Source organism: Isoptericola sp. Y581, assembly GCF_059445475.1.
Genome location: NZ_JCAIUK010000007.1, coordinates 293141 through 306158 on the forward strand (window position 1 = coordinate 293141; position 13018 = coordinate 306158).

Annotated in this window: 14 protein-coding genes; 4 read left to right on the top strand and 10 right to left on the bottom strand. The window is 73.5% G+C overall.

Annotated elements, in window-relative coordinates; all coding sequences use genetic code 11:
• Positions 1 to 166 precede the first annotated feature (166 nt).
• The 6 genes from AC1C2W_RS15285 to AC1C2W_RS15310 all read right to left on the bottom strand — a co-directional run bounded on the left by AC1C2W_RS15285 (position 167) and on the right by AC1C2W_RS15310 (position 4133).
• Positions 167 to 793, bottom strand: coding sequence for a bifunctional 4-hydroxy-2-oxoglutarate aldolase/2-dehydro-3-deoxy-phosphogluconate aldolase (locus AC1C2W_RS15285; protein ID WP_495413568.1), 627 nt, complete (start codon positions 791 to 793; stop codon positions 167 to 169).
• On the bottom strand, positions 790 to 1794 hold the full coding sequence (locus tag AC1C2W_RS15290) for a sugar kinase (RefSeq protein WP_495413569.1): 1005 nt from the start codon (positions 1792 to 1794) through the stop codon (positions 790 to 792). The genes AC1C2W_RS15285 and AC1C2W_RS15290 overlap by 4 nt, the downstream gene beginning before the upstream one ends.
• Before the next feature lie 32 nt (positions 1795 to 1826).
• Entirely contained in the window at positions 1827 to 2972 is a 1146-nt protein-coding gene (gene dgoD / locus AC1C2W_RS15295) for a galactonate dehydratase (RefSeq protein WP_495413570.1), read from the bottom strand.
• Between the two features lie 13 nt (positions 2973 to 2985).
• Positions 2986 to 3132 (bottom strand): hypothetical protein, encoded by a 147-nt coding sequence (locus AC1C2W_RS15300; protein ID WP_495390124.1) that lies wholly within the window; start codon positions 3130 to 3132, stop codon positions 2986 to 2988.
• 325 nt (positions 3133 to 3457) lie between these two features.
• A complete protein-coding gene (locus AC1C2W_RS15305) occupies positions 3458 to 3718 on the bottom strand; it encodes a hypothetical protein (protein ID WP_495413571.1) in 261 nt (86 codons plus the stop codon).
• A gap of 25 nt (positions 3719 to 3743) precedes the next feature.
• A complete protein-coding gene (locus tag AC1C2W_RS15310) occupies positions 3744 to 4133 on the bottom strand; it encodes a RidA family protein (RefSeq protein WP_495390126.1) in 390 nt (129 codons plus the stop codon).
• A gap of 97 nt (positions 4134 to 4230) precedes the next feature.
• On the opposite strand from AC1C2W_RS15310, the gene AC1C2W_RS15315 reads away from it, so the two are divergent.
• From AC1C2W_RS15315 to AC1C2W_RS15330, 4 genes are all read left to right on the top strand, one after another.
• On the top strand, positions 4231 to 4497 hold the full coding sequence (locus AC1C2W_RS15315; protein ID WP_495390127.1) for a DUF805 domain-containing protein: 267 nt from the start codon (positions 4231 to 4233) through the stop codon (positions 4495 to 4497).
• A 334-nt stretch (positions 4498 to 4831) separates the two neighbouring features.
• Positions 4832 to 6001 (top strand): pyruvate dehydrogenase (acetyl-transferring) E1 component subunit alpha, encoded by a 1170-nt coding sequence (pdhA, locus tag AC1C2W_RS15320; RefSeq protein WP_495413572.1) that lies wholly within the window; start codon positions 4832 to 4834, stop codon positions 5999 to 6001.
• On the top strand, positions 5998 to 6999 hold the full coding sequence (locus AC1C2W_RS15325) for an alpha-ketoacid dehydrogenase subunit beta (protein ID WP_495390129.1): 1002 nt from the start codon (positions 5998 to 6000) through the stop codon (positions 6997 to 6999). Before pdhA ends, AC1C2W_RS15325 begins: the two co-directional genes overlap by 4 nt.
• Positions 7000 to 7007: 8 nt before the next feature.
• The gene (locus AC1C2W_RS15330; RefSeq protein WP_495413573.1) at positions 7008 to 8525 is read left to right on the top strand and encodes a dihydrolipoamide acetyltransferase family protein; all 1518 of its coding nucleotides are present in this window, start codon (positions 7008 to 7010) and stop codon (positions 8523 to 8525) included.
• A 197-nt stretch (positions 8526 to 8722) separates the two neighbouring features.
• Here AC1C2W_RS15330 and AC1C2W_RS15335 read toward each other — a convergent pair whose 3' ends face one another.
• From AC1C2W_RS15335 to hpaD, 4 genes are read right to left on the bottom strand one after another with little or no spacing between them, the layout of a single operon-like run.
• A complete protein-coding gene (locus tag AC1C2W_RS15335) occupies positions 8723 to 10231 on the bottom strand; it encodes an NAD-dependent succinate-semialdehyde dehydrogenase (protein WP_495413574.1) in 1509 nt (502 codons plus the stop codon).
• A complete protein-coding gene (locus AC1C2W_RS15340) occupies positions 10228 to 11067 on the bottom strand; it encodes an HpcH/HpaI aldolase family protein (RefSeq protein ID WP_495390132.1) in 840 nt (279 codons plus the stop codon). The genes AC1C2W_RS15335 and AC1C2W_RS15340 overlap by 4 nt, the downstream gene beginning before the upstream one ends.
• The gene (gene hpaH / locus AC1C2W_RS15345) at positions 11052 to 11870 is read right to left on the bottom strand and encodes a 2-oxo-hept-4-ene-1,7-dioate hydratase (protein WP_495413575.1); all 819 of its coding nucleotides are present in this window, start codon (positions 11868 to 11870) and stop codon (positions 11052 to 11054) included. The genes AC1C2W_RS15340 and hpaH overlap by 16 nt, the downstream gene beginning before the upstream one ends.
• Positions 11867 to 13018, bottom strand: a complete 1152-nt coding sequence (gene hpaD / locus AC1C2W_RS15350; RefSeq protein WP_495390134.1) for a 3,4-dihydroxyphenylacetate 2,3-dioxygenase — start codon at positions 13016 to 13018, stop codon at positions 11867 to 11869. Before hpaD ends, hpaH begins: the two co-directional genes overlap by 4 nt.

Sequence of the window (13018 nt, forward strand, 5' to 3'; positions counted from 1 at the left end):
CCCGGACCAGCCCACGCCGCGCCGCGCGGTCTGCTCGTCCAGGACGACGTCGGCGGGCAGGACGGCGAGCAGCGCGTCACGCCATACCCGTACGTCCCGTCGAGCTCGCTGTCGGGGAACCAGGCGTCGTAGGGAGGCGGGCAGCATCAGAGGTCTCCAGCGCGGCTCAGGCGGGGCGGTTCGGCGCGAGCAGCTCGGCGAGGGCGGGGAGCTGGGCGGGGTCGGACAGCGCGCTGCCGATCGCGACGACGCGGGCGCCGGCCCGCAGGTAGTCGCCGGCGCTCTTGGCGTCGAGGCCGCCCATCGCCACCAGCGCGAGGCCGGGGAACGGGCCGCGCATCGACGACAGCCACGCCGGGCCGAGGGCGGACGCGGGGAACGCCTTGGCCCAGCGCACGCCGCGCACCACGAGCTGCTGCAGCTCGCTGGGCGTGCTGACGCCCGGCACGTGCGGCAGACCGGCGGCGACGCTCGCGGCGAGGACGTCGAGGTCCAGGCCGGGGGCCAGCGTGTAGGCGGCGCCCGCGCCGGCAGCGGCGTCCACCTGGCCGGTCGTGATCACCGTGCCCGCGCCCACGGCGAGGTCGCGCGCGGCGCCCGCGCGCACCACCTCGGCCAGGACGGGCACGTCCTCCGGGCGGCCGATCGGCACCTCGACGGACCGGATGCCCAGGTCCCACGCCTGGTGCGCGAGCTCGAGGGTGCGGTCCGTGCCGTGGCCGCGCAGCACCACCATGACGCGCTGGGCGCCGAGGAGGCGGTCGAGGTCGGGCTGGCTGTCGGCGGGGGTCATGCGGGGGCTCCAGTGCTTGGTGTGCTTGGTGTGCTTGGTGTGCTGTCGTGCGGCCGGACGTCGGGGCCGTGCCCGGGCCGGTGGTCGAGGGCGCTGCCGAGGGTCCAGGCGGCGAGCGAGTGGCCGAGCGCGAGGCGGCGGTCGGCGTCGTCGCCGCGCAGCAGCGCGGCCAGGTAGCCGCCGGCGAACGCGTCCCCGGCGCCGACCGGCTCGACGATCTCGGCGACGGCTCGGGCCGGGCCGCGGTGCACCACGGCCTCGCCGCCGGTCCGGTCGATCTCCACCGCCTCGTGGGCGCCGTCCTTGACGACGACCCGGCCGGGCGACGGGAGGTGCGCGGCGACGTCGAGCGCTGTCGTGACCGGCCAGAGCCGCTGCGCCTCGTCGAGGCCGACCAGCACGACGTCGGCGGCGTCGGCCAGCTCGGCGAGGATCGCGGGCGCGTCGTCCGCGGTCGCCGAGCGGGCGGGGTTCTCGCACTCCCACAGGCGCGGCCGGTGGTTGACGTCGAAGGACACGAGCGCGCCGCGGGCGCGCGCGTCGCGGACCAGGCGGCGCACCATGGCCAGCGCCGAGTCGGACAGCGCCGCCGTGACGCCCGAGACGTGCACGAGCTCCACGTCGTCGAGCGGCCACGCCGCGACGTCGTCGGGCGCGAGGCGGGACGCCGCGGAGCCCGCGCGGTAGTACGCCACCCGCGTGCCGCCGGGCGCCGGGTCCTTGACCATGAGGCCGGTGGGGGCATGCGGGTCGCGTGCCACCCAGCGGGTGTCGAGGGCGGAGAGCGCGTCGAGCACGCGGTCGCCGAGGGCGTCCGACCCGAGCCGGCCGGCCCACGCCGTCGGCACGCCGAGGTCCGTCAGGTGCTGGGCCACGTTGGACTCGGCGCCCGCGTGCGCCAGCGTGAACACGCCCGCCCCGCGCAGCGGGCCGTCCGGGGCGAGCATCGCCATCGTCTCGCCCACGCACAGCGCCCGGGGCCCTCGAGGTGCCTCGGTCATGTCGTCCCCTCCGCTCGTGGTGGTCGTCGGTCTCACCACTCGGTGAACGCGCCCTGGTCGTCGCGCCAGACGGGGTTGCGCCAGCGGTGGCCGACCTTGGCGGCGGCGCGGATCGCGTCCTCGTCCACCTCGACGCCGAGCCCGGGCCCGGTGAGCCGGGGCAGGTACCCGTCGCGCGGCGTGAGCGGCTCGGGATCCACCAGGTAGTCGAGGAGGTCGGCGCCCTGGTTGTAGTGGATGCCGATCGACATCTCCTGGATGAGGGTGTTCGGGGTCGCGAGGTCGAGCTGCAGGCACGCGGCCAGGGCGACCGGGCCGAGGGGGCAGTGCGGCGCGACCTGCACGCCGTACACCTCCGCCATCGCGGCGATGCGCCGCGACTCCGAGATGCCGCCCGCGTGCGAGGGGTCTGGCTGCGCCACCGCGATGCCGGAGCCAAGCACCTCGCGGAAGTCCCACCGGGAGTACAGCCGCTCGCCGGTGGCGATGGGCACGCTCGTGGAGTCGCACAGCCGGGGCAGCTCGAACGACAGCTCGGGCACCACCGGCTCCTCGACGAACATCGGCCGCAGCGGCTCCAGCTCGCGGCACAGCGTGCGTGCCGCGGCGGGCGTGAGGCGCCCGTGCGCGTCCACCGCGACCCCGCCGTCGGGGCCGAGGGCGGCCTGCGCGGCAGCGACCCGCTCGAGCACGCCGTCGATGTCGCTCGTGGTGAGGTGGGCGCCCTGCGGCCCGGTGGCGTTCATCTTCACAGCGGTGAACCCCTGCTCGCGCCGCGCCTGGGCGTGCTCGGCGGCCTGGGACGGGTCGTCTCCGCCGATCCACGAGTACGCCCGCACGCGGTCGCGCACCGGGCCGCCCAGCAGCTCGTGCACGGGGGCGCCGCGCACCTTGCCGGCGATGTCCCACAGCGCCTGGTCGATCCCGGCGACCGCGCTGGATAGCACCGGGCCGCCGCGGTAGAAGCCGCCCTTGGTCATGACCTGCCAGTGGTCCTCGATGCGCAGCGGGTCGGCGCCGATCAGGTGGTCGGCCAGCTCGTCGACGGCGGCGGCGACGGTGTGCGCGCGGCCCTCGATGACGGGCTCGCCCCAGCCGACCACGCCCTCGTCGGTCTCGATGCGCAGGAACAGCCAGCGGGGCGGAACGAGGAAGGTCTCGAGCCTGGTGATCTTCACGGTGTGTGCTCTCTCAGTCGTCGACGGCAGGGCGGAACCACGGCGGGGTCGTCCAGACGCCGAACACCTCGCGGCTCAGCGGCAGCGGCGTGACGCGGTAGCGCCGGTCCGGGTCGAGGCCGCGCAACGCTGCTCGGGCGTCGCGCGCGTGAGGTCCCACTCGATCCCGAAGTGACCGAACAGCGGCGTCGCTGCGGCCGGAGGTGACAGGCACCCGACGAGCCTGCCACGGTCCCCGCCGCCGGCCGAGCCCGCGCTCACGGTGCGGTCGAACCCGATCGAGGTGGTGGCGGCCCGCCGGCGTGGCCGACCCACGACCCTGGACGTCGTCTTCGGCCGGCGGAAGGCGACGTCCAGGGACGGAAGTCATGCGCAGTCCTCGGCCAACGTCCCTGCGCGTCGTCTTCACGCAGACGGAAGGCGGCGCACAGGGACGCAGGCCCACCGGACGCGCGTCGGTTGTCCCCCATCACCCGTCGGCGAAGTCAGGCGGCGGGACGCCGGACGACCTGGAGCCGCCAGCCGACGCCGGCCGCGAGGATCGCGAGGGCGAGCCAGCCCAGGCCGTGGAGGAGCGCGCCGTGCGCCTTCGCCAGGAAGTCGGCGGACAGGCCCGCCTCGCCGGGGCCGTCGAACATCGTCGAGAGGTACCAGCGGTTGCCCCACCGGAACCCGTCGGCGACGGCGAGGCACAGCGCGACGACTGCGAGCCACCGGGCGACCTGGTGGCGACGTCTCATGGGCACGGGCCCACCCTAGGGCGCGCCCGCGTCAGTCTTCGGGGATCGAGGCGACCGCCTCGACCTCGACGAGCGCGCCGGGCCGCGCGGGCGCAAGGGCCAGGACGGTGACGGCCGTGCGCGCCCGCCAGACCTTCGCCGAGGCGGCGTAGCCGTCGTTCGGGTCGACGGACGGGTCAAGGTAGATGGTCAGCTTCGCGACGTGCTCGGCATCGGTGCCGGCCTCCGCGAGCACGGCGAGGACGTTGCGCAGCGCCTGCTCGGTCTGCGGCCCGAGGCCCCCGTCGACGAGTGCGCCGTCGGGGTCGGTGCCGTTCTGCCCGCCCACATAGAGCGTGCGCCCGGCGGGCAGGATCATGCCCCACGCGAACGCGGGGTTCTGGTGCAGCTGCGGCGGGTTGACGGGCGTCGGCGTCGCCATGTCGGGTCCCTTCGTCGAGGTGTGTGCCGAGCGTCCCGCCCGCCACCGACACGCCCTCGGGTTGCGACCGTCCGGGGGCACGGAAGACTCTCTGACCATGGACAACTGGGACTACGACCAGCTCACCGAGGACTACGGATGGCTGTTCGGCGGGGCGGCCATCGTCGTGTACATCGCCTTCCTGGTGGTGATCCTGATCGCCTGCATCCGGATCATCCAGAAGGCCGGGTACTCGGGATGGTGGGTGCTCGTCGGCATCGTGCCGATCCTCAACATCGTGATGTTCCTCGTCTTCGCGTTCTCGCGCTGGCCAGTGCTGCGTGAGCGGGACGCGTTGCGGGACGGGCAGATCCCGCCGCGCTGACCTGCGCGCTGACCTCGCGCCAACCCTCGCGCCAACCCTCGCGCCAACCCTCGCGCCAACCCTCGCGCCAACCCTCGCGCCGACCTGCCGCGACGGGCCACGGGGGAGCTGTCGCGACGGGCCACGGGCGAGCGGGCGGAACCCCGCCGTTTTGGAGAAAACCTCCAAAATGACCGGGGGGACGTTGGCACCGATATCGGGGGGTGCGCCCCCTGGGCAGCAACCTACGCTGGCGTAGGCTACGTAGGCGTAGGTTCCGGCGGGTGCGACCGTCGGGACCTTGTCCGTGCCGGTGCAGCCCGCCCCGCCCGGGGCCGCCAGCGAAGGAGAACGCGTGCCGCACACCACACCCGACGAGGTGACCGACGAGCCTGACGTCGTGCCCGCCGACGCCACACCCCTCGTCCAGCTCGTCTCGCCCACCGGCGAGCGTGTCGTCGAACCCGACAACGCGACCTACCGCTCGCGTGTCGATCACCTCACCTCCGAGGATCTGCGCGCCCTGTACCGCGACATGGTGCTGACGCGACGGTTCGACGACGAGGCCACGGCCCTGCAGCGCCAGGGCGAGCTCGCGCTGTACGCGCAGGGCCGTGGCCAGGAGGCAGCCCAGGTCGGGTCCGCGTACGCGCTGGCCCCGCAGGACTACGTCTTCCCCTCCTACCGCGAGCACGGCGTGCTGCACGTGCGCGGCGTCGACCCGGTCGACCGCCTGCGCCTGTACCGCGGCGTGGACCACGGCGGCTGGGACCCGGCCGAGTTCAACGTGAACCTGTACACGCTCGTCATCGGCTCCCACGTGCTGCACGCGACGGGCTACGCGATGGGCGTGCAGCGCGACGGCGCGGTCGGCACCGGGGACCCCGCGCGCGACGCCGCCGTCGTCACGTACTTCGGCGACGGCGCCACCAGCCAGGGCGACGTCAGCGAGGCGCTCGTCTTCGCGGCCGTCAACAACGCCCCCGTGGTGTTCTTCTGCCAGAACAACCAGTGGGCTATCTCCGAGCCCACGACGCGCCAGTCGCGCGTGCCGCTGTACCGGCGCGGCGAGGGCTTCGGCATCCCGAGCGTGCGCGTCGACGGCAACGACGTCCTCGCCTGCTGGGCCGTGACGGCCGAGGCGATCGAGCGAGCGCACGCCGGCGGCGGGCCCACGTTCATCGAGGCGTACACGTACCGGATGGGCGCGCACACCACCTCCGACGACCCCACCCGGTACCGCGAGCGGGCCGAGGAGGAGTACTGGCGCCAGCGCGACCCGATCGACCGGCTCGCCGCGCTGCTGCGGGCGGAGGACAGCTGGGACGACGACTGGGCCGCCCAGATCGACCGCGACGCGGACGCGCTCAGTGAGCGCCTGCGTGCCGAGGTGCGCGAGCTCGGCGCCCCGCCGGCCACCGCGATGTTCGACCACGTGTACGCGACGGAGCACGCGCAGGTCGCGACCGAGCGCGCGTGGTTCGAGCAGTACGAGAGCGAGACGAGCACGGAGGCGGCCCGATGAGCGAGACCCTCACCTTCGCCCGCGCCATCACCGAGGGCCTGCGCTCCGCGCTGGAGTCCGACGAGAAGGTCCTGGTCATGGGGGAGGACGTCGGCCGGCTCGGCGGCGTCTTCCGCGTCACGGACGGGCTGCAGAAGGACTTCGGCGAGGACCGCGTGGTCGACACGCCGCTCGCGGAGTCCGGCATCGTCGGCACGGCGATCGGGCTGGCCCTGCGCGGCTACCGGCCGGTGTGCGAGATCCAGTTCGACGGGTTCGTCTTCCCCGCCTACGACCAGATCACCACCCAGCTCGCCAAGCTGCACTACCGCTCGAGCGGCCGCCTGCAGGTGCCCGTCGTCATCCGCATCCCCTACGGCGGCGGTATCGGCGGGATCGAGCACCACTCGGAGAGCCCGGAGGCGCTGTTCGCGCACACGCCGGGCCTGCGCGTCGTCTCGCCGTCCACCCCGCAGGACGCGTACGACATGATCCGCGCGGCGGTCGGCTCGCCCGACCCGGTGCTGTTCTTCGAGCCCAAGGCCCGCTACTGGTCCAAGGGCGACGTCGAGACCGGCCCCTACCCGGCCACCGAGGCCGCCGGCGCGGCCGACGTGCTGAACCGTGCGCGCATCGCCCGGCCCGGCACCGACGTCACGCTGGTCGCCTACGGACCGACGGTCGCGACGGCCCTCAAGGCCGCCGACGCCCTGGCCGCCGAGGGCACGAGCGCCGAGGTCGTGGACCTCCGCACGATCTCGCCGCTCGACGTCCCCACGGTGACCGAGTCGGTCCGACGGACCGGGCGCTGCGTGGTCGTGCACGAGGCGCCGTCCTTCCTCGGGGCGGGCTCCGAGGTCGCGGCGCGGGTCTCCGAGGAGTGCTTCTACGTGCTCGAGGCGCCGGTGCTGCGCGTGGGCGGATTCCACGCCCCGTACCCGGTGGCGAAGATCGAGCACGACTACCTGCCGAGCGTCGACCGCGTCGTGGACGCCGTCGACCGCGCCCTGGCGTTCTGAGGAGACCGATGACCACGCAGCGTTTCCCCCTGCCCGACGTCGGTGAGGGCCTGACGGAGGCCGAGATCGTCGAGTGGCGCGTCGCCGTCGGCGACACCGTCGCGGTCAACCAGGTGTTCGTGGAGATCGAGAGCGCCAAGTCGCTCGTCGAGCTGCCGTCGCCGTGGGCCGGCACCGTCACGGCGCTGCTCGCCGAGGAGGGCACCACGGTCGACGTCGGCACGCCCATCATCGAGGTCAGCACCGGTGCCGACGCGCCCGCGGACGCCCCCGGGTCCTCGGGGGGCTCCTCCGACGAGGCTGTGTACTACGGGTCGGGCGAGGGCTCGGGTGCCGTGCTCGTCGGGTACGGCACCGGCGGCGACACCGGCTCCGGTCGGCGGCGCCGGCGGCGAGCCTCCACCCCGTCGGTCGAGCCTGTCGAGACCCGCTCGCCGGTCGAGCCTGTCGAGACCCGCTCGCCGGTCGAGCCTGTCGAGACCACCCCGCCGGTCGAGCCTGTCGAGACCACCTCGTCGGTCGAGCCTGTCGAGACCAAGAAGAACCGGGTTTCGGCAAGCTCAACCCACGGGGGAATCGAGCGGGCGATGGCGAGCGTGCCCGCGTCGTCGGCCCCCGGCGCGCGGGTGCTCGCGAAGCCGCCGGTGCGCAAGCTCGCCAAGGACCTGGGCGTCGACCTCACGTCGGTGCACCCCAGCGGCCCGGGCGGGATCGTCACGCGGGAGGACGTCGTCGCGCACGCCGAGGGCGCGGCGCCCAAGGCCCTGGCCACGTACCCCGACGACGACCGGCCGTGGCTCGCCTCGGGCGCCGTCACACACGACGGGCGACAGACGCGCGTGCCCGTGAAGTCGGTGCGCAAGCGCACGGCCGAGGCGATGGTGGCCAGCGCGTTCACCGCCCCGCACGTCACGGTCTTCCAGACGATCGACGTCACGAAGACGATGAAGCTCGTCGCCAGGCTCAAGGAGGACCGCGACTTCGCCGACGTGCGCGTCACGCCGCTGCTCGTCGCGGCCAAGGCGATGGTGCTCGCCGTCAACCGGCACCCGGAGATCAACGCGAGCTGGGACGACGCCGCGCAGGAGATCGTCTACAAGCACTACGTCAACCTGGGGATTGCCGCCGCGACCCCGCGCGGCCTCGTCGTGCCGAACATCAAGGACGCGCACACCCTCGACCTGCTCGGGCTCGCGAAGGCGATCGCCGACCTGACCGCGACGGCGCGCGCCGGCCGCACCTCGCCGTCGGACATGTCGGGCGGCTCGATCACCATCACGAACGTCGGCATCTTCGGCACCGACACGGGCACCCCGATCCTCAACCCCGGCGAGGCCGGCATCCTCGCGTTCGGAGCGATCCGGAAGCAGCCGTGGGTGCACAAGGGCAAGATCAAGGCGCGGTGGGTCACCCAGCTCTCGCTGTCCTTCGACCACCGCCTGGTCGACGGCGAGCTCGGCGCCCGCTTCCTGTCCGACGTCGCCAGGGTGCTCGAGGACCCCGCCCACGGGCTCGTCTGGGGCTGAGCAGCACCCGCGAGGTAGTCCCAGATCCCGCGAGGTAGTTCGAAAATCCGCGAGGTAGTTCCAAAAACGACGAGGTAGTTCGAAACCGGCCGAGGTTGTCCATCACCTTGCGCAGATTCGAACTACCTCGTCGTTTTTGGAACTACCTCGTCGTTTTTGGAACTACCTCGCGGATTTTGGAACTACCTCGCGGATGGTCAGAGCGGCATGCCGACGTACTGGGTCTCCTGGTACTCGGCGATGCCCTCGAACCCGCCCTCGCGGCCGGTGCCGGACTGCTTCATCCCGCCGAACGGCGCGGCGGCGTTGGAGATGACGCCGGCGTTGAGGCCCAGCAGCCCGAACTCCAGCCGCTCGGCGAACGCCAGCCCGCGGCGCACGTCCTTCGTGAAGACGTACGACGCCAGCCCGTACTCGGTGGAGTTGGCGAGCTCCGCGGCCTCGTCCTCGGTGCGGAACGTCGCGACCGGTGCGACGGGGCCGAAGATCTCCTCGCGCATGCAGCGGGCGTCGACGGGGACGTCGCGCAGCAGCGTGGGCTGGAAGAAGTGGCCCGGGCCGTCGACGCGCGAGCCGCCGACGACGACGTGCGCGCCGCGGGACACGGCGTCGTCCACGAGGGCGGCGACGGAGTCCACGGCCTTCGCCTCGACGAGCGGGCCGAGCGTGGTGCCGTCGTCCAGGCCGTCCCCGACGACGACGGCGCGCATGCGCTCGGCCAGCCGGGCCACGAACTCGTCGGCCACGGACTCGTGCACGTAGAAGCGGTTGGCGGCCGTGCAGGCCTCGCCGCCGTTGCGCAGCTTGGCGGCCATCGCGCCGTCGACGGCGACGTCGAGGTCGGCGTCCTCGAATACCACGAGCGGGGCGTTGCCGCCGAGCTCCATGGACGTGCGCAGCACGTTGTCCGCGGCCGACTTCAGCAGGCTCTGGCCCACCGGCGTGGACCCCGTGAAGGAGATCTTGCGCAGCCGGGGGTCGGCCAGGAGCGGCTCGCTCACCGCGGACGCCGACGCCGACGGCACCACGTTGAGCACGCCGTGGGGCAGGCCGGCCTCGACCATGAGCTGTGCGAACAGCAGCGACGTGAGCGGCGTGAGCCGGGCCGGCTTGAGCACCATGGTGCAGCCGGCCGCGACGGCGGGCGCCACCTTGCGGGTCGCCATCGCCAGGGGGAAGTTCCACGGCGTGATGAGCAGGCACGGGCCCACCGGGCGGCGCTGCACCAGCATGCGCAGCGACCCCTCGGGCGTGTGCGCGTACCGACCCTCGTCGTGCGTCGCCTGCTCGGCGAACCAGCGCAGGAACTCGCCGCCGTAGGTGACCTCGCCGCGCGCCTCGGCGAGCGGCTTGCCCATCTCGAGCGTCATGAGCAGTGCGAGGTCCTCGCGCCGGTCCTGCACGAGGGCGAACGCCCGGCGCAGGATCTCGGCCCGCTCGCGCGCCGGGGTCGCGCCCCACGCACCCTGCGCCGCCGCGGCGGCGTCGAGCGCGGCGCGGGCGTCGTCGCTGGTCGCCGAGGCGACCTCGGTCAGCGTGTCGCCGGTGGCGGGGTTCTCCACGGCGAACGTGCCGCCGTCGGACGCGTCGCGCCAGGCACCGTCGATCAGCAGGCCGGTCGGGGTCGAGGGCAGCAACGCCGCCGCACGCTCGCGCCGCTCGCTGGTTGAGCCTGTCGAAACCGATCCTGTCGAAACCGTCGTCATCGGGTTCCACCGTCCTTCGGCCGTGTCGTTGCTGGTGTGCGGGAGGCGACGCGGGCCGCGAGCTGCTCGGCCCCGCGCGCGATCAGGGTGACGTCGGCGCCGACGACGACGTAGGCCGCGCCGGCGTCCAGGTAGCGGTCGGCCATCGCGGGGTCGAAGGCGTTGACGCCGACGGGCGTGCCCGCGCGTCCGCACGCGGCGATCGCGCCGAGCACGGCGTCGACCACCTCGGGGTGGTCCTGCTTCCCCAGGTGCCCGAGCGACGCGGCGAGGTCGGCGGGGCCGATCAGGACCGCGCCGACGCCGGGCGTGCCGGCGATCGCCTCGGCGTCCTCGATCGCGGCGCGGGTCTCGAGCTGCACGACCAGCGTGATGCCGTCGTCCGCTCCGCCCAGGTAGCCCGGCACCCGGCTCCACCGTGACGACCGGGCCAGCGCGCTGCCCACGCCGCGCACGCCTGCCGGCGGGTACCGCACCGCGCGCACGGCGTCGGCGGCCTGGGCGGCCGAGTCCACCATGGGCACCAGCACGTTCATGGCGCCCAGGTCGAGCACCCGTTTGAGCCCGACCGGGTCGCCGGACGGCACCCGCACGAGCGTCGCGACGGGGTACGCGGCCGTCGCCTGGAGCTGCGCGAGCACGGTGGTGAGGTCGTTGGGCCCGTGTTCGCCGTCCACCAGCACGACGTCGAGGCCGCTGCCGGCCAGGATCTCCGCCGCCAGGGGGCTGCCCAGGCTGGACCAGGCACCCACCACCGGACGCCCGTCCGCGGCGGCCAGGATCTGGGCGAGCGAGCGGTCGGTGGTCGGTCCGTCGGTCGTCACGCGAAGCGGCATGTCACGGCCCCCAGGGTCCCGTAGTCGGCGTGCACGGTGTCGCCCGGCTGCACCCACGTGGGGCGGGTGAACGACCCGGACAGGATGGTCTCCCCGGCGGCGAGCGTATCGCCGTGCGCGGCGAGCTTGTTCGCCAGCCACGCGACCCCCGTGGCGGGGTGCCCCAGCACGCCCGCGGCGACGCCGGTCTCCTCGATGGTCTCGTTCCGGTACAGCAGGGCAGAGACCCAGCGCAGGTCGACGTCGTCGACCCGCACGGGCCGGCCGCCGAGCACCATGGCGCCCATCGCGGCGTTGTCGCTGATGGTGTCGACGATGGTGCGGCCGGCCATCTCGACGCGCGCGTCGAGGATCTCCAGCGCGGGCACGACGCGGTCGGTCGCTCGCAGCACGTCCGTCGCGGTGACGCAGGGGCCTTGCAACGGCGCTGCGAGCACGAATGCCAGCTCCACCTCGACGCGCACGTTGGAGAACGCCGCGTGCTCCACGACGCCGCCGGACTCCAGCACCATGTCGTCGAAGATGACGCCGTAGTCCGGCTCGGTGATGCCCGTGGCGGCCTGCATCGCCTTCGACGTCAGCCCGATCTTGTGTCCGACGACGCGCCGGCCGCGCGCGACGCCCCGGTCGCGCCAGGTGCGCTGCACGGCGTATGCGTCGGTCACCGTCATACCGTTGTGGCGCGCGGTGAGCAGGGGCACCGGGGTGCGGGTGCGGTCGGCCTCGGCGAGCTCGTCCGCGATCGCGACGACGGCGGCGTCGTCGAGCGTGCGCTCGCCATCGGCGGAGGGTGCGCCGCTCACAGCGTCGCCCCCAGCTTGAAGCCCTGCGCCCCGTCGCCGTCCTCGTCCCGGCGCGTGTACGAGAAGCCGTCGGCGCCGACGGTCACCTCCATCTCGGAGTCCTCGGTGCGGGCCACCAGTGGCTGTGGGTTGCCGTCGAGGTCGAGCACGAGCGACGCCTCGGTGTACCAGCTCGGCACCACGGGGTTGCCCCACCAGTCGCGCCGCTGGTTGTCGTGCACGTCCCAGGTGACCACCGGGTTGTCCGGGTCCCCCGTGTAGTAGTCCTGCGTGTAGATCTCGACGCGGTGCCCGTCCGGGTCGCGCAGGTACAGGTAGAACGCGTTCGACACGCCGTGCCGCCCCGGGCCGCGCTCGATGCAGTCCGACCGTCGGAGGGCGCCGAGCTTGTCGCAGATCGCGAGGATGTTGTGCTTCTCGTGCGTCGAGAACGCCACGTGGTGCATGCGCGGGCCGTCGCCGCCGGTCATGGCCGTGTCGTGCACGGTGGGCTTGCGCCGCATCCAGGCAGCGTAGACGGTCCCCTCGGCGTCCTGGATGTCCTCCGTGACGCGGAAGCCCAGGTCCTGCATGTACCTCACCGCGCGCGGGATGTCGGGCGTCACCTGGTTGAAGTGGTCCAGGCGGACGAGGGCGCCGGGCGTGTACAGGTCGTAGCGCCAGGCGAGGCGCTCCACGTGCTCGACGTCGTGGAAGAACTCGTACGGGAAGCCGAGCGGGTCAGTGACGCGGACCGAGTCGCCGATGCCGCGGGTCCACCCCCCGCCCCGGCGCTCCACGCGGCACCCGAGCTCGGTGAAGAAGGCGACGGCCTTGTCGAGGTCCTCGGGCGTGCGCACCCGGTAGCTGAACGCGGCGACCGCGGCGACCGGGCCCCGGCGCAGCACGAGGTTGTGGTGGATGAACTCCTCCATCGAGCGGAGGTAGACGGCGTCCTCGTCCTCCTCGGTCACGACCAGGCCGAGCACGTCCACGTAGAACTGGCGGGAGGCGGCGAGGTCTGTGACGACCAGCTCCATGGACGCGCAGCGCAGGATGTCCGGGGGCTCCGCCTGCGGCGTCGCGACCGGGTTGTCGCAGCGGATGGGGGCCTCCTGCGAGACGTAGAAGCCGGAGGAGGTCAGGGTGCGGTCCTCGAGATGAGTCAT